This is a genomic window from Veillonella sp. ACP1 (assembly GCF_000286635.1).
Classification (GTDB): Bacteria; Bacillota; Negativicutes; order Veillonellales; family Veillonellaceae; genus Veillonella; species Veillonella atypica.
This window is the reverse complement of record NZ_ALKL01000024.1, coordinates 20,479-37,434: the sequence shown is the minus strand read 5'-3', so window position 1 is coordinate 37,434 and position 16,956 is coordinate 20,479. Positions and strand designations below refer to the sequence as shown.

General features: G+C 39.1%; 19 protein-coding genes and 1 other annotated feature. Of the genes, 7 read left to right on the top strand and 12 right to left on the bottom strand.

All coding sequences use genetic code 11. From position 1 onward, the window contains the following. Positions 1–27 precede the first annotated feature (27 nt). A complete protein-coding gene (ileS, locus tag HMPREF1151_RS08265) occupies positions 28–2,862 on the bottom strand; it encodes an isoleucine--tRNA ligase (protein WP_009661747.1) in 2,835 nt (944 codons plus the stop codon). Positions 2,863–3,436: 574 nt separating this feature from the next. Here ileS and HMPREF1151_RS09995 point away from each other — a divergent pair. Both HMPREF1151_RS09995 and HMPREF1151_RS08255 read left to right on the top strand, forming a co-directional pair. Continuing rightward, the gene (locus HMPREF1151_RS09995) at positions 3,437–3,511 is read left to right on the top strand and encodes a hypothetical protein (RefSeq protein WP_369075466.1); all 75 of its coding nucleotides are present in this window, start codon (positions 3,437–3,439) and stop codon (positions 3,509–3,511) included. A gap of 1,026 nt (positions 3,512–4,537) precedes the next feature. Further along, on the top strand, positions 4,538–4,723 hold the full coding sequence (locus tag HMPREF1151_RS08255; protein WP_038141554.1) for a hypothetical protein: 186 nt from the start codon (positions 4,538–4,540) through the stop codon (positions 4,721–4,723). A 249-nt stretch (positions 4,724–4,972) separates the two neighbouring features. On the opposite strand, the gene HMPREF1151_RS08250 is transcribed toward HMPREF1151_RS08255, so the two are convergent. Continuing rightward, entirely contained in the window at positions 4,973–5,629 is a 657-nt protein-coding gene (locus HMPREF1151_RS08250) for a hypothetical protein (RefSeq protein WP_156795058.1), read from the bottom strand. A 119-nt stretch (positions 5,630–5,748) separates the two neighbouring features. Between HMPREF1151_RS08250 and HMPREF1151_RS08245 the strand changes: the two genes are divergently transcribed. The 4 genes from HMPREF1151_RS08245 (at position 5,749) to HMPREF1151_RS08235 (ending at position 7,653) form a co-directional block, all read left to right on the top strand. Beyond that, entirely contained in the window at positions 5,749–6,195 is a 447-nt protein-coding gene (locus HMPREF1151_RS08245; RefSeq protein WP_232198024.1) for a hypothetical protein, read from the top strand. A 67-nt stretch (positions 6,196–6,262) separates the two neighbouring features. Further along, entirely contained in the window at positions 6,263–6,391 is a 129-nt protein-coding gene (locus HMPREF1151_RS09950; protein ID WP_009661839.1) for a hypothetical protein, read from the top strand. 10 nt (positions 6,392–6,401) lie between these two features. Beyond that, positions 6,402–7,010 carry a hypothetical protein gene (locus HMPREF1151_RS08240; protein WP_009661721.1) on the top strand — a complete coding sequence of 203 codons (609 nt, stop codon included), beginning with the start codon at positions 6,402–6,404 and terminating at the stop codon, positions 7,008–7,010. 13 nt (positions 7,011–7,023) lie between these two features. Then, the gene (locus HMPREF1151_RS08235) at positions 7,024–7,653 is read left to right on the top strand and encodes a hypothetical protein (protein ID WP_009661779.1); all 630 of its coding nucleotides are present in this window, start codon (positions 7,024–7,026) and stop codon (positions 7,651–7,653) included. A gap of 116 nt (positions 7,654–7,769) precedes the next feature. On the opposite strand, the gene HMPREF1151_RS08230 is transcribed toward HMPREF1151_RS08235, so the two are convergent. The 10 genes from HMPREF1151_RS08230 to HMPREF1151_RS08190 form a co-directional block, all read right to left on the bottom strand. Next, positions 7,770–8,318, bottom strand: coding sequence for a hypothetical protein (locus tag HMPREF1151_RS08230; protein WP_232198023.1), 549 nt, complete (start codon positions 8,316–8,318; stop codon positions 7,770–7,772). Continuing rightward, positions 8,315–8,491, bottom strand: a complete 177-nt coding sequence (locus tag HMPREF1151_RS09850; protein ID WP_005376470.1) for a hypothetical protein — start codon at positions 8,489–8,491, stop codon at positions 8,315–8,317. The genes HMPREF1151_RS08230 and HMPREF1151_RS09850 overlap by 4 nt, the downstream gene beginning before the upstream one ends. A gap of 150 nt (positions 8,492–8,641) precedes the next feature. Beyond that, positions 8,642–9,172 (bottom strand): hypothetical protein, encoded by a 531-nt coding sequence (locus tag HMPREF1151_RS08225; protein ID WP_009661809.1) that lies wholly within the window; start codon positions 9,170–9,172, stop codon positions 8,642–8,644. Positions 9,173–9,272: 100 nt separating this feature from the next. Then, positions 9,273–9,602 (bottom strand): multidrug efflux SMR transporter, encoded by a 330-nt coding sequence (locus HMPREF1151_RS08220; RefSeq protein ID WP_009661754.1) that lies wholly within the window; start codon positions 9,600–9,602, stop codon positions 9,273–9,275. A gap of 73 nt (positions 9,603–9,675) precedes the next feature. Next, positions 9,676–10,746, bottom strand: a complete 1,071-nt coding sequence (gene leuB / locus HMPREF1151_RS08215) for a 3-isopropylmalate dehydrogenase (protein ID WP_009661796.1) — start codon at positions 10,744–10,746, stop codon at positions 9,676–9,678. A 276-nt stretch (positions 10,747–11,022) separates the two neighbouring features. After that, the gene (locus HMPREF1151_RS08210) at positions 11,023–11,514 is read right to left on the bottom strand and encodes a 3-isopropylmalate dehydratase small subunit (RefSeq protein WP_009661705.1); all 492 of its coding nucleotides are present in this window, start codon (positions 11,512–11,514) and stop codon (positions 11,023–11,025) included. Position 11,515: 1 nt separating this feature from the next. Beyond that, positions 11,516–12,775 carry a 3-isopropylmalate dehydratase large subunit gene (leuC, locus tag HMPREF1151_RS08205; protein WP_009661766.1) on the bottom strand — a complete coding sequence of 420 codons (1,260 nt, stop codon included), beginning with the start codon at positions 12,773–12,775 and terminating at the stop codon, positions 11,516–11,518. A 1-nt stretch (position 12,776) separates the two neighbouring features. Further along, the gene (locus HMPREF1151_RS08200; protein ID WP_009661840.1) at positions 12,777–14,315 is read right to left on the bottom strand and encodes a 2-isopropylmalate synthase; all 1,539 of its coding nucleotides are present in this window, start codon (positions 14,313–14,315) and stop codon (positions 12,777–12,779) included. 241 nt (positions 14,316–14,556) lie between these two features. Next, positions 14,557–14,760 (bottom strand) — a binding site (T-box leader). A gap of 216 nt (positions 14,761–14,976) precedes the next feature. Then, positions 14,977–15,384: a hypothetical protein gene (locus tag HMPREF1151_RS08195; protein ID WP_005384298.1), complete on the bottom strand. Its 408-nt coding sequence runs from the start codon at positions 15,382–15,384 to the stop codon at positions 14,977–14,979. A gap of 347 nt (positions 15,385–15,731) precedes the next feature. After that, a complete protein-coding gene (locus tag HMPREF1151_RS08190; RefSeq protein ID WP_005384296.1) occupies positions 15,732–16,364 on the bottom strand; it encodes a hypothetical protein in 633 nt (210 codons plus the stop codon). Positions 16,365–16,593: 229 nt separating this feature from the next. Here HMPREF1151_RS08190 and HMPREF1151_RS08185 point away from each other — a divergent pair, with 229 nt between their 5' ends. Then, a complete protein-coding gene (locus HMPREF1151_RS08185; protein ID WP_005384295.1) occupies positions 16,594–16,941 on the top strand; it encodes a hypothetical protein in 348 nt (115 codons plus the stop codon). Positions 16,942–16,956 lie beyond the last annotated feature (15 nt).

The following is a 16,956-nucleotide window of genomic DNA, read 5'->3' as shown; positions in this document are numbered from 1 at the left end:
TAGCCCATTTTCTATATGCAACTGTTATTATAGTGCTTTCACTACCTCTGCACAACGATGGCAAAGTGTAGGGTGTTCGCTATCTTGACCTACTGTATCGCGGTGGATCCAGCAGCGTTCACATTTTTCAAGTTCAGATGGAGCAACTACTGTTGCTACGCCTGTTTCTTCGTCTTTTACAGCCTCTGCTGGAGCAGCGCCGTTTACGATGTGAGCTTCGGATACAATAACAAGTTTAGCCAAGCCTTCTTCACCAAGAGCGTTCAATGCGTCGAATGCAGCGCCTTCAGCGTATACTGTAACGGATGCATCCAATGGGTGACCGATTGTTTTGTTTTGACGAGCCAATTCCAATGCTTTTTGTACGGATGTACGCAAGTTTAACAATTGGCTCCATTTATCAGCCAATTCTTGGTTGAAGTGTTCAGGATGACCTTGTGGCCAATCTTGAAGCATAACGGATTCAGGCATGCCGTCTTCTTTAGGCATGTATTTCCAAACTTCTTCTGCTGTGAAAGAAAGTACTGGGGATACCATAGCTACCAATGTTTTCAAGATTTCGTACATGGCTGTTTGAGCAGAACGACGAGCTACGTTGTTTTTGCTTTCAGCATACATAGTATCTTTCATTACATCAAGGTAGATGGAGCTCAAGTCTACTGTGCAGAAGTTATGAATTGCATGGTACAACATGTGGAATTCATAGTTTTCGTACGCTTCAGTAACCTTTTGACGTACTTCTTCTAAACGCAACAATGCCCATTTATCGAATTCGGACATATCTGCGTAAGCCACTTTGTCAGTGTTTGGATTGAAGTCATCCAAGTTACCTAATAAGAAGCGGAATGTATTACGAATCTTACGGTATACTTCGGATAATTGTTTTACGATGTCTTTGGACAAACGTACATCTGCTTGGTAATCTGCGGAGGATACCCACAAACGCATAACGTCAGCGCCATATACGTCGATGATATCGCTAGGAGCTACTGTATTACCTACAGATTTAGACATTTTGCGACCTTCGCCATCCACAACAAAGCCGTGAGTCAATACGGAGTTGTACGGTGCTTTACCTGTTGTTGCTACTGCAGTTAACAAGGAAGAGTTGAACCAGCCGCGATGTTGGTCAGAACCTTCAAGGTACATAGCACATGGTACATCTAAGCCGTTAACTTCAAGTACGCCAGCCCAAGAAGAGCCAGAGTCGAACCATACGTCCATGATGTCTGTTTCTTTTTTGAACTCATCATGACCGCAATGAGGACATTTGAAACCTTCTGGTAACAATTCTTTTGCACTGTGAGCCCACCAAGCATCAGAGCCTTCTACAGCTACTTTTTCTTGTAATGCTTTGATAGTATCATCGTTGATGATGTGCTCGCCGCAGCTTTCACAATAGTAAATAGGAATTGGCACGCCCCAAATACGTTGACGGGAAATTACCCAGTCACCACGGTCGCGAACCATGTTGAAGATACGATCATGGCCCCATTTTGGAATCCATTGTACTTGATTGTCGATTGCATCAAGCGCTTGTTGACGGTACCCATCTACAGAGGAGAACCATTGTTCTGTGGCACGGTAGATGACAGGGTTTTTACAACGCCAGCAGTGAGCGTATTGGTGACGCAAGCTAGATTTGTGAAGTAATGCATTGTTGTGCGCCAAGATTTTGATTACAGGCACTTCTGCATCGTGGATTTCTACGCCAGCTAATGGGAATTCAGTATCGCCATAACGATTGTCGTCTACTTGTTTAGTATAGTGACCAGTTTCGTTAACAAGGGATACGATAGGAAGTTCAGTTTTGCCTTCCTTGTTATAACGCATAACGATGTTAAAGTCGTCTTCACCGTGTGCAGGAGCTGTATGTACGCAACCAGTACCTGCTTCAAGTGTTACATGGTCACCACACAATACTGTAGCATTACGTTCAACAAATGGATGTTTGAATTCAGCCAATTCTAAATCTGCACCAGAGAAGCGATTAACGATTTCGTAGTCTTCAATACCGATATCTTTCATAGCCGCATCAACGAGTTCAGTAGCCATCAAGTAGTATTCGTCGCCTACTTTTACCCAGCCATATTCAAGCTCTGGGTTAACGGAGATTGCTACGTTGGCAGGCATTGTCCAAGGAGTAGTTGTCCAAATAACGGAGTATGCTTGTTTTGGATCTACGCCAGCTGGCAATGTTACCTTTTTCTCGGATACGTAAGGGAATTTTACGTAGATGGAGAAAGATTTTTTCTCAGCGTATTCGATTTCTGCCTCTGCCAATGCAGTTTCGCAGTGCGTACACCAGTATACAGTTTTAAGACCTTTATAGATATGACCGCGTTTTGCCATTTCGCCGAAGATACCAAGTTGTTTTACTTCGAACTCAGGGCGCAATGTCAAATAAGGGCGCTCCCATTCGCCTAATACACCAAAGCGAATGAAGTCTTGTTTTTGGTTTTCTACGCATTCTAATGCATATTCCTTACATTTATTGCGCAAATCAAGAGGCGCCATTTCATGACGGTTAAGACCAGTGTTTTTAATAACCGCATGCTCGATTGGCAAACCGTGCGTATCCCAACCAGGGATGTAGCGAGTATAATGACCAGTCATTGTTTTGTATTTCATGATGATGTCCTTCAACGTTTTGTTGAGGGCATGACCGATGTGCAATTTACCATTTGCGTATGGAGGGCCATCATGCAAAATAAAAGGTTTTGCGTCTTTACGCAATTCCAAACGTTTTTGATAAATTTTGTTGTCTTCCCAGAACTTTAAAATTTCTGGTTCGCGCTTAGGCAAATTGCCGCGCATTGGGAATTCTGTTTCAGGCAAATGTAACGTCTTACCGTAATCCATGATGTGCTCCTTTTACATAAAAAAATCGCCCGCCCCCGAAGGGACGGACGTAATATCCGTGGTACCACCCTACTGACCTTCTGTGAAAGCTAGAATATTCCGAGCATACGAAATAACTAGGCTTCAATTTGTGAAAGCCACTTAGACATATAACGGTGTTCACCGGCAGGGTTCCTGCTTGCTCCAAAGTGATCCGCACATCTCTAGATTTCCAAACCTTTCAGCCCATGAGTTTGGTCTCTACTAAATCCGTCTGAGACGTGCCGTCTTTTTCAACGCAATATTCATATAATAGATAATTATAGGGCTCATAAGGGTAGCTTGTCAAATATATTCTACCCGAAATTTATATCATGTTTAACATATACCATTTCACATTATAACTCTTGCGGCACATACGGCTTCTGCACAGAATCTAATAATGCAAAATTCATTGGACTACTTACCATTTCATTATATTGCTCAACCACGGCTTCTTCCGTTTCACTACGAGGATCAGCAATAAAATCCTCAATCGCTTTATCAAGATGTTTCTTTTGCTCTAAACGATTCTGAGCCTCGGCAGCAGTAACCTTTGCCCCAATCCCATCGGCGGCTTCTTTCTGTGCTTTCACCCATTGGAAATCACTATCGGATTTATGCTCCATAATATGATCTACTATATCGCTATAAATAATCATCATTTCCAACATATTAGCACCATTAGTTTGTCCATTATTACGCATGAGCTTAACAAAACGTTCGCCCTCTTGCTTATAATATGTTTTAACAATAGTATCTAATGCATCATATTTTGGTTCAAATACATCCATTAATGATGAAAGTTTCTCCAACTGCGTGTGAGCAAATGCATAATTATCTGATTCATAGCGCTTTTCTTTATAATACGTATCTAGCTCTTTTACAGCTACCACAATGTCGTGCAATACCGGTAATAAAGCATCCGTAGCGGCTTCCAAGTCACTATGTGTATGCCCCGCATCTCGCGCAGCAATGAGTTCTTGCTCAAGACGTTCATAATCCCGCTCTTTAAACTCAGCTAACGGTATATTTTGTCGTGCTTGCTGCACCGTTTCCATATGTTGATGGCTATATTTTACACTCGTGAAATTAAACTCATTTGTGGCAGCTAAATAAAATTTAAAAACACGCCAGATTTCCTTCTCACTATCGCTTTGCGTAGCTTTCACCTGACTACTATTCCTTAAATTATCCATATTAAACTCACAGCCACTTACAACGCCTACACTCGCTGCAATACACATAACTAAACCTAGGCAGCGCCACCAGTTCTGACCAACCATCTATCTCTCCTAAACGTGCTACATCCCGATAAATTAATATTACAGATATTGTATAAAATTAATACGTCCAATTCAAGATGAGGAAATAGCTGGACATACAGAAAAATGAAACTACTTCGGAACGGTATGATAAAACTGCAAAAATCATGAAATAATAGTAGATATGTATCAATAAATCATAATAGCTATATTTCTCTTGTTTTTACAAACATTAGTTCTATAATATAGATATAAGAAAACCCCATACAAAGTATGGGGTCAACTGAGACAACCGAGAGACGAACATTCCGTCCTATCTAGGTCTCTAAACGTTATCTTATGTGTTAAGTATAACAAGTGCCCTAACTCATGTCAATTAAAGGAGAGAGTGCATGAACACGACTACTACGGCCAGAGAAAGTATTTTTACAGTAGCATTACCACACACTCTAACATTTAAATATAAAGGAGTTATCGACTTCGATAATATTTTAAAATTATTTAAATGGGATTGTAAAAATAACTCAGCAATACTTGATGCAAGGCAATGCAAAATGGCTGACTACTATCTCTCCTAAATATGCTGCATTCCCCGAAATTAATATTACAGATATCGTATAAAATTAATAAGCCCAATTCAAGATGAGGAAATAGCTGGATATAAGAAAACCCCATACAAAGTATGGGGTATGAAACAAAATGTTTCATAATAACTATGGGGCGAACATTTCGCTCTATCAAGGCCCCCTTTAGTGTTATTCTATACGATTAGTATAACAATTAAATTTTATTGATGTCAATTAAGCAACACAAGAAACAGCCTCTATTTAAATTCTATCAAATCCATCATATGGTAAACTATATGTCTTATAATCATAGCCAGTAACCCGCCACATTTTGTTATCCATTTGAGTCATCTCTACCGGGAATACTTTGGTTTCATTAGTCTTTGTATCCAATGCACGAATTTCTATATTAACAACTCCATCATTCTTATTTTTCTCTTTTATAGAAATCAATTCATATCGACCTACCTCTTTTAACGTCTGCAAATTATCTTTAAATGGATCTTTAGGGTCGGGCCTATGAGGTATATGCCCTTTTAAATCTTGGTTAAGTAATACCTCTTTTACATCTAAATAATAATTATCTATTGCTGTAAACAACAACGCTTCTCCAAGGTTTAAAATCTTAGTTTCTCCTTTTGAATTAGTTTGAGATATATTCCGCCCATCAGATTCTTTCAACAGTTTTTCAATATACGGATCAAATACCCTATGCAAAATTCCTTCACCATCAACCATTGCAAAAAATGTATCCGTATCACCATCTTGAATTGATTTATATAGTATACGTAATGAATATTCCGGTGACTGCTTATATACAAACTGATAATGCAATCCATAGCCTATACACACTAATGCCCCAATTACTGCTACAATACTCAGTATCCCCTTTACAATTCCAAGTTGTTTAAACTTCATTAACATTTCATCGTTCCTTTCAACTCTATATTGCCTATATTTATCTAATTAATGTACAATATATCACAACTGACATTTTATAGATAGTTTAAATTTGTGGTTTGAAAGAGAGGACTATTATGAGACGACTATGCCTTATGATTCTAAGTCTATGTATGTTAGTGTTATCCGGGTGTGCCACTATTGACTCGGATATTCACATCAATCGCGATGGAAGCGGCACTTGGGATGCAACTGTTAAATCTCAAGCCGAGCCATTTGAAAAGAAAGTTATCACCGAAGTATTGGCTAAATATCCAATGCCTGAATATACTATCAAGGCTATTAATAACGATGGTAAAGCAATCAAAGTTGAGGATAACGACACAACAGAGTACAATGCCTGGTCTATAGCATCCGAGTTTAAAAATATAGATGAGTTTACGCTAGTTAGAAATGCTATGACATTGAAAGATAAAAACAAAAACCTAGCACCAGCATTAGAAAAAAACGACTTCCGGTACTTATATAGTAGATTTAGGTACTTCGCTTGGAAACACGACAGTTTCTGTATCTGGCACGATTGATAAAGTCAGTGTACAATCAGGCACATTAAAAAATGACAATACTATAACCTTTTCACAAAATGAACGTATGCGTTTCATATTTAAGCCAGATCATAGTTGGTTCTTTTATATCGGAATCGGTATTGGCATAGTAGTCGTAGTAGGCGGTGCCTATATCTTCTATTTACGTCGTAAATATTATGGCGATGCTGCATAAGGAGGCTTTCATGAAACGAAATATTTTAATCGCACTGTTACTTACTTTCACCATGATACTAGTAACGGCTTGTGGTAATAATTCTAGTAATAAGAATGACAACAAAAAATTCGAAGGGACTTGGATTGCTTACAATCAAAAGAGTGATCCAAATCAAATTCAAGAATTAACATTTGAAAATGTAGACGACCAATTACTGGTGTCATTATATACATACTCCTATACTCCATTAATGGATTATTTTTCAAGCGGTCTTGATGAAGCAGATAGCACAAAACAAGGAACTGATACTGCGCCGGCCAATGCAGATTATCTATTAACTAAAAAAAGAGACTCTATCCATAATATGCTTCGTACAGCGGTAAATAATAAATTAGATGTAGGACCAAATCCAATTCTCTACAATGAAAAGGATGATACCCTCGTTTACAATAATGTAGTATTCCATAAACAATCTGATGACAACTCGGTTAAAGCATATTTGTCTAAATTAAAAGATGCTATGAAAGATGATGTTATTCAAGGAAGAAAAAAGGATACAGTTGGTAGCTTCCGACCAAAACCAAACATCCAATTTAACTTTTCCTTCGATGATTCTATTCTAGACACCGCACAATAAGGAGACATAGCATATGAAATCTATTATAAAACTAACATGCATCATGATGGCGCTACTTTCTACGCTAGTTATTGCAGGTTGTAGCAATAACCCGGACTATACGGGCACATGGATTGGATACGATGGAGAAAATGCTCTATATCGACTCACAATTCAAGAAAATGGAAAAGAATATATGGTTACAGAAGATACATATTTTTATATTCCAGAAAAAGATTTACCAAAACCAAATCTTTTCGCTCTATTCGTAACAGCCAATGACAACTTACCAAACACCAATAACAAATACGATATTAAGTATATTTTGCATAAAGACTCTAGAGTAACGACTGCAAAAGCAGTCCAACCTGCAAACGGGAAAGCTGACGAGGACCAATATAAAAACCAGCTTAGCTATGACGAAGGACGCACTATGCTTCGTTACATTGAAAAAGATAAGACTTTCCTTCTCAATAACGTTCGATATCAAAAAGAAACTTCTGATCTCACCAATAGCTTTCTACAACAAATGCAAGCAGCTATGCGTCGTGAATTAGAACTAAAATACCATAAATATGGTGAACGAGCTATCGGCTCTAATCATAATAAAGTTATACTTGGCAATATTACATTTGACGATAGTACTTTAACAGAAAATAAATGATAAAAGGTGTACCAACACAAATCAATGTGTTGGTACACCTTTTTTATGTAACCCTACAATGTCTAATAAACCCGTTTTTACACCCAAAATATCAGCTATCTATCGACTTATTCATATCAATGTAATTTATCTAAGCTTATTACATATGTTAACAACGCATCACCAGTTTGCTTAGATAATTGCTGAAATCCACAACGCTCATAAAACTCCATAAGTAATTTACGATTTTCACATTCAACTAAAATCGCTCTTCCTCCAACAATATCTTGTGCTTCATTTATATAATCTACAGCAATATTAATTAAGGAGTCCCCAGAAAATTGTTTAACATAGGGATTTGCATAATTTTTACCTAACTGACCGATAAGATATATAGCAGAATCTGGTTTATTAGAGTACCCAGAAACCAGCTTCCGTAGACGATTAGATACACTCTTATCCAAATTCATCGCTTTAAGGGCAAGAGTAAAATATCCCGCCAAATTTCGATGTTCATCAATGACTAAGTACGTTCGACTAAAGTGTTTCTTCTCAAAATCAATGGATTTTTCTTTTAAAAAATCTTCAATATCTTTATTTTTAGGACATGAAAACGTTTCAAAAATCCCACATAATAAATTTTCATCATCTAAATAGTCGCGGATAGAAACAGTCATATATCTCATGGTCTATTCCTCACAACTTGTTCTAAAACTTTACGGCCAGCTTCTTTATTCAACTTATTGATTGTATAATTTTTATTTCGCTTAATTTTCTCCGTCGTATCAAAGGCTTTAACCCATGCTGCTTCATCTTGTTGCCGCACAACTAAGGGTTTAAAAAAGCTTGATGTAGCCACTATCTTCACCTCCATTACTAGAATTAGTTATAAGATGTTCTGCCTCAATATTCTACAAATCTATTATAACAATTATAATCACTAAAAAGATAGATTAAGGGGGTGACCAATGGTCACCCCCTATTTCATTCCATATTAGGTTACTATCATTTATTCAATGATGGATTTAGGTATGGCCTTGTAAATATACAAGGAAATATATCCATCAACCATACTATGCACAATAGTGCCACCTCCAACGAGGACAAATACAACGTACATTAAGTCGATATTCGGTAATGTAGTAGTTGTATAGAATAGTAAACAGGCAACAACTTCACCAATAGCATGAATGATAGCGCACACAAAGTTAAAAGTCACAAAAGAAAGAGCATTTGATAATACTTCCATGTGATTTTTAAGATACCAAGCACCAAGCAACGCAAAAAAGATATGTGATGCTGCACGCATAACAATAACGAGAGGGAATCCTGCTACAAAGAATCCTAACGTGGATCCAATAACTACACAAGCCGCCGATTTACGTGATAAAAACATAGCCAAAAAGATTGGCACATGACTGGCCAGTGTATAAGAAGCCGGTGGTATGACGACTTTCAATGGCATTACGATAGGGATCATAATTGCTAAAGCCATCAATAACGCAGTAATGGTTAAATTTCGATACATGGAAGAATTCATAAAGCCCTCCTTATTAGCTCTTCTCTCATCTAACAATATGATTATGGTAATTATGATATAAGACCAATCTAATTAATGGCTATATTAACAGTCTTATAGATTAGTGACCTACGTTCCCCCACAAGTTAAGGATGACAACACCAACTACAATAAGACCTATCCCCAAAATGGTGTACATATTATAGCCCTCACTAAAGATAAAGACCGAAATGAGTGCTGTCACCACGAGGCCTACGCCAGACCAGGTAGCATAGGTAACACTAAGAGGAATATATTTTAGAACATGCGTCAATGTATAGAAAGATCCTACATAGCCACATACGCAAGCAATAGTCTGTAACGGCCGCGTAAAACCATCAGATGCTTTCAACATGGTCGTTGCAAATAATTCAAGCCCTATAGATAAAGCTAGCAAAAAATATGGTAACATAACGCCTCCCACAAAAAAGAGAGGGCCTTACTACCCTCTCTTCAATACATAAGTACGCACTCAATCGCACCTATTATAAACGTTCGATTACGGCTTCCGCCATTTCTGTGGTACCTACACGTTTCAAACCTTCACGGTAGATATCGCCTGTGCGGTAACCATCAACAAGCACTTGTTCAACAGCTTTTTCAATAGCGTCAGCCACTTGAGGTAACTCAAGAGAGTGACGGCACATCATAGCTGCGGACAAGATTGTACCCAATGGGTTCGCCAAGTTTTGGCCCATAATGTCTGGTGCAGAACCGTGGATTGGCTCATACAATGCTGTGCCAGTACCCATGGATGCAGATGGTAAAAGCCCGATAGAACCAGAAATAACAGCACCTTCGTCAGACAAGATATCGCCGAACAAGTTTGTTGTAACGATAACGTCAAATTGTGCAGGATTTACAACGAGTTGCATCGCTGTGTTATCTACGTAGAAGTAATCTGTTGCGATATCTGGATTAGCTGCCGCTTTCTCTTGAGCGATTTTACGCCACAAACGAGAAGAAGCCAATACATTTGCTTTATCTACAGATACAACCTTTTTATTACGTTTGCGAGCTGTTTCCATAGCGATGTCCATGATGCGCTCTACTTCATAACGGCTGTATGTTTCTTTATCCCATGCAAACTCGTTAGCACCTTCCCCTTGTGCCTCTTCGCGTTCACCAAAGTAAATACCGCCAGTCAACTCACGAACAATAACGAAATCTACATCTTGTACAAGTTCCTTTTTAAGTGGGGAATACTCTTGCAAGGAAGGATAGATTTTTACAGGACGCAAGTTGCAGAACAAACCAAGCTCCTTACGAAGGCCAAGAATTGCTTTTTCAGGACGAATAGAAGGATCTACATTATCCCATTTAGGACCGCCTACAGCGCCAAGCAATACAGCGTCAGCCTTTTTACAAGCCTCAATAGTATCCTCAGTCAAAGGCACACCGTATGCATCAATAGACGCACCGCCTGCTTTTTTATCAATCCAATTAACCTTTACACCGGCTTTCTCAAAAGCCACATCACACACAGCCTTCGCTGCAGCAATAATCTCAGTACCAATACCATCACCAGGAATCAATACGATATTTTTTTCGCTCATCTATATATTCCTCTCCGACAATGAAGCCCCGTTGCAAGCCTCCATTGCCTTAACGGGTCGAGGCCATAGGCCTCGCCCTAGCAAAAGTCGTTTGCGACGGGGCTTCATCGTCTACATGTATCCATATGTACATCATTGCGAAAAAAATCGCAATGATAAGCTACGTAGAGCCGAGGTGCATGCTCTGACGCGACTTTAGTAGGTCAAGGCCCTCGGCCGATGACCGTTAAGCTAGCTGGAGTGTCAGAGCATCACCGAGGCTCGGCCACGTACTTACTACTTGCGATGTTTCGCAAAGTTTACAAGACCTCCTGCTGCCGCAATGTCTTGAATGAATTGTGGCAATTCAGTGCCTTGGTATTGTTCATTTTTAGTCAAGTTGTACACGATGCCTTTAGACAAGTCTACGCCGATAGCATCGCCTGCATCGATACGGTCTACTTGTTCGCCGATTTCAATCACTGGTAAACCGATATTGATGGCATTACGGAAGAAGATACGCGCAAAGGAGTGTGCTACGATAACAGGCACGCCTTTTGCTTTAATAACGCCTGGTGCGTGTTCACGAGAGGACCCACAACCAAAGTTTTTGCCAGCTACCATGATTTCGCCAGCTTTCACATTAGGAGCAAAAGTTGTATCAATATCTTCCATCGCATGTTCTGCCAATTCGTTCCAATCAGCAATTGCCAAGTAACGAGCTGGAATGATTACGTCTGTATCTACATCGTCGCCGTAGCGCCAGATTTTTTTGCTTTCAAAATCCATATTAAACCTCCTCAGGACCTGCAATGCGGCCTAATACAGCACTTGCTGCCGCCACGTAAGGGCTTGCCAAATATACTTCAGAATCAACGTGACCCATACGACCACGGAAGTTACGATTTGTAGTGGAAACGGTTCTTTCACCAGCTGCCATGATACCCATGTAACCACCTAGGCAAGGACCACATGTTGGCGTGGACACTGCGCAGTCAGCTTGAATGAAGATGTCCAATAAACCATCTTTCATAGCTTGATCGTATACATCTTGGGAACCAGGAATTACGATACAACGAACGAACGGAGCTACTTTGCGACCTTTGAAGATTTCTGCAGCTGCCACCAAGTCTTCGTAACGGCCATTTGTACAGGAACCGATGATAACTTGGTCGATTTTAATATCTTTGTCGATCTCGTTGATGTAATGTGTGTTGGATGGCAAATGAGGGAATGCTACAACTGGTTGCAATTGGGACAAATCGATAGTCACAGTTTGAGCATATACTGCATCAGGGTCTGGATTAATTGGTTCTACAGGACGATTTACGCGACCTTTAATGTATTCTTCAGTAATTTCATCATATGGGAATACGCCACATTTACCACCAGCTTCGATGGCCATGTTACAGATTGTAAGGCGGTCAGCCATAGTCATGTGTTGTACGCCTTCACCAGCGAATTCAAGGGCCATGTAACGAGCGCCGTCTACGCCGATTTTACCGATTAAATCAAGGATTACGTCTTTACCAGTTACCCATTTGTTAGGTTTGCCGATAAGCTCAACCTTAATAGTTTCAGGTACTTTGAACCAAGTTTTACCTTCTGCCATAGCAACGCCCGCATCAGTAGAGCCTACGCCTGTAGAGAATGCATTTACCGCACCATATGTACAAGTGTGGGAGTCCGCACCGATCATCATTTCCCCAGGACCGATAAGGCCTTTTTCTGGCAAAATAACGTGCTCGATACCCATTCTACCAACTTCAAAGTAGTTTGTAATACCATGTTCACGTACGAAATCGCGCATGACTTTCGCTTGTGTAGCAGATTGAATATCTTTGTTTGGTGTGAAATGATCAGGCACCAAGTAGATTTTATGACGGTCAAATACAGGTTTGCCGATTTTTAAGAACTCTTTACGCGCTGGTGGGAATGTGATGTCGTTCATCAAAACAGCGTCCAAATGACATTCGATGATTTGGCCTGGTTTAACAACATCAAGACCCGCGTGGCGAGCCATATTCTTTTCAGTAATGGTCATACCCATATTATTCTTCCTCCTGTTGTTCTAGCTCCATAGCTAGGAATACTGAGTTTACTGCATTAATATATGCATTTACACTTGATTTAACGATATCGGTACTGATACCACGACCATGGTACAAGCGACCGTTATATTCAACCTTAAGGGTTGCTTCCCCAAGGGCATCTTTACCTGCTGTGATAGCACGGATTTGGTAGTCTTTTAAGCTAATTGGCAAGCCAACCACACGTTCAACTGCTTTAAGGGATGCGTCTACTGGACCGTCACCTACAGCAGCATCAGCTTTTTCACCTTCTGGAGTCATGAGGCGAACGTCAGCGTATGCGTAGCCTTTTTCACCTAATTTGTAATATTGAGCCACAAGCTCGAATGCTTTTTTGTGATGTAAGTTATCTACTACAAGAGCGATAATGTCATCATCGTATACTTGTTTTTTACGGTCTGCCAATTCTTTGAATTTAGCGAAGAGGTCGTTGATTTTCTCTTCTGTGAAAGATTGGAAACCAAGTTTTGCCAAATGATCGGCAAAGGCATGACGACCAGAGTGTTTGCCCAATACGAGATCTGTTTTTTCAGCCCCTACGGACTCAGGAGTCATGATTTCATATGTTTCAGGATTGCTCATCATACCATGTTGGTGAATACCAGACTCATGAGCAAAAGCGTTAGAACCTACGATTGGTTTGTTTGGTGGAACTACGACACCTGTCAAACGACTTACTAGTTTAGAAACTTTCGTAAATTGTTTTGTATCAATGTTCACTTGAAGGTCGCCGAAGTAATCATGGCGTGTTTTAAGAGCCATTACCACTTCTTCAATCGCTACGTTACCAGCCCGTTCGCCGAGGCCATTAATTGTGCCTTCCACTTGGCGTGCACCTGCTTTAATAGCAGCTAACGTATTTGCATTAGCAAGACCTAAGTCATCATGACAGTGAACGGAGATAATTGCATTTTCAATGCCTGGTGTATGTTCTTTAATATAGCGGATTTTATCACCGAACTCATTAGGGTTCATGTAACCTACTGTATCTGGTATATTAATAATTGTTGCACCACCAGCAATGGCAACACCAAATACTTGGCATGCGAAATCTAAATCAGAGCGTGCCGCATCTTCACCAGAGAACTCGATTTCATCAACCTTACCTTTTGCATATGCCAATACGGATTTAACCTTATCCAATACCTCTTGGCGAGTCATTTTTAATTTATATTCCATATGAAGTTCAGAAATAGCAATGAATACATGCAAACGGCTACGTTCCGCATCTTTCAATGCATCAATCGCTTTTTGTACGTCCTTTTCATTAGCACGTGCCAACGCACAAATTGTTGCGCCTTTCACTTCGCGTGCAATCGTTTGTACTGCTTCAAAATCTCCAGGGGATGCTGCTGGGAAACCAGCCTCGATTACATCGATGCCGAGGCGTACTAGGCCTTTCGCAATTTCAATTTTTTCAGGAGTTTGTAAAGATACACCTGGTGTTTGTTCCCCATCACGAAGGGTTGTATCGAAGAAATATACGCGATTTTGATCCATAATCTTCACCTTTTCTATACTAATAAACCATAACACTGTATTATATCTATCAATTGTGAAAGTTTAGTCAAACAAAACGTAGAATTAAAGTGCGTGCTCGCAAGCGACTTTAGTAGGTCGAGGCCCTAGACCGAAGACCGTTAAGCTAGCTGGAGCGTCAGAGCACCACTTTAATTCGGTCACGTAGTATGGTTGACTAAACTTTTATAAAAAAAAGCCCCTCAGAACAACTATCGTTGCTCAAAGGGGCGTTATATACATAACACGGTACCACCCTAATTGGGACTCGTTGCGGGTATAACGGAACCACCGTCGATGACTACTGCTGAATTCGCCACCAAAGCTCACGGGAGAGTGTCAGCGTACAACCTCTATTGCCTCGCACCAACCGGCAACTCTCTGAAAGCAGGATCTGTAAACCTTTATACCCATTCATAGCTTGTTTTTAAGATATAAAGATATTGTACTTTATTCTATAGAGTAATGTCAATTAGGATATGATGAAGTTTTACTGAGTCAATATAGGACAATAAAAATAGCAGGGTGACCGCCCTGCTATTTTTTCGTTCATATGAGACTATGTCACATATTGACATCCCTTGTCATATATAGAATAACACTTCACTATAGTATGGTCAATGTACCCTCTACGCAATCAATCTTAAAAGCTTATCCACTCTAAATTCTCAAAATTATTTAACATTCGTTTATCCATTTTTACCACTTTATTAGATAGCTCTATTTGACCATTAATAAATGAAATATCTGTATACCATTCCTTTAAACTAGCATACACTTCATTCTCTAAATCAATAATGATGGTTTCAATGGGATCCCAGGTTTTGTATCTTACAGACTCGACCATAACCATGCTATTACCTATGAAAGTAACATCCCTACCATAAATCCAAAACGGCAATACTTTCTCCTTTATAGAAATAGAATATATAGCATCTCCATGAGGCGGTTCCGTTTCATATTGCACTTTTATATTGTACTTTTCCATTATCTCATTGCTGGCATTTTCTATATATGATAACTTTGAAATCTTGTAATTATCTACTTGCATAAAAAAACTCCATTATTTTTAGTATTAATTTTTGCTATACTAATTACGAAGAGAGTCAATTGACGTGAGTTAGGTTCATCTCCGCGAGGAGGTGATACTATGACAAATCATGAAGTTACCTATGTAATTATCATAATTCTGTTATCAGTAGTCACTATCATTGTACTAGTCAAATAGTACAATGATAAACGCCTAACGTATAAAGGAGTGCATTCCTCTAACACGTTAGGCGCCATCATAGTTTTATCAAGTTTTAGATGAGCCTAACGCCCTAATCACGTTAATTGGCTCTCTTTATATTTATATTATAAACTAATCATATTTAAAAAGATAGTACAATAAGTAACTCAATTTATCCCTACGCATTTAATCATTTCTCTAGCCTGTTCAATAGAAATAGGCTCATTAAATAAGAACACATGGTTCTGCCCCTTATGTTCCCAAGATGCTAAGTAAACGGCGTCATCCACCATTCGATAAGTCACGGTCATGCCATTTATAATCTCTGTTTTCTGAGGTACATAATCCTTATAGTCACCTGCGATATTACCCGATACTGTCGATACGCGATACTTAATATACTTTGGCATATCATCTACACGGTCAAAATATGTTCCTTTTAAAAGCTCATGATAAGCATACACAACTTGTAATACATCGTGATCTACAATGGATACATGTACAGGACGTAATCCCTCTAAACCACTTGGCAACTGCGGTTTAAAGTTCAAATGTTGCTTAGCCTCATATAGAGTATCAAACACCTCTAAAGATTGACCTTTACGAGTGCTTCTATAATCCTCATCAGTCATAGTGCAACTTCCAAGTCTATCTGGACAAGGAAACTCATTTCGATCACCATAGGGCTGATCATAAATCGAATTACCATTAAGACGAAACCGCAACAAATCATCTGCGGACACAACATTGATGGAACCTATAAAAGCTAGCGTAGCTAACGCACATACAACCTTTTTCATGATACAATCCCCTGCAAACAAACTACATTTATTAACTAAATTATATCATTAAAAATTGAAACAGCTATCATCATAAATCTATCCTATTTGATAGTATCTATCGCAAATAATTCTACTATTCAAAATTATTGTAAGTGCTATAATGAACTTATAAAAATGAACAGGTGCTCATAGATAGTACGTGTATTTTTCCAAACTTATATTTACTAGTTATATCAAGGAGATTATCATGACACATACACGATTAACACAACTCGTACAAGCTTTATTAGATGCACCTACAAGCAATGAAACAGTAAAGGAATTCGCTCAATCTTGGATTAATGCAGAAGGTACACCTAAACAAGAAGAACTTACAAAACAACTCGTATCCGTAGCAGAACAAAACATTGCACTTATCGATGAAACAATAGGCTTTGCAGGGTCTGAACTTGCTACACAAATCCTTGGCGAAGAAGGCGCAGCTAACCTATTACAACATGCTAAAGACATTAAAGCAGAAGGCGCAGAATTCTGCGACTGCCCTGGCTGTGTAGCTGCTAAAAATATTATTGATTTGAAAGCGGAAATTGAATAGTTTATATAAATAAAA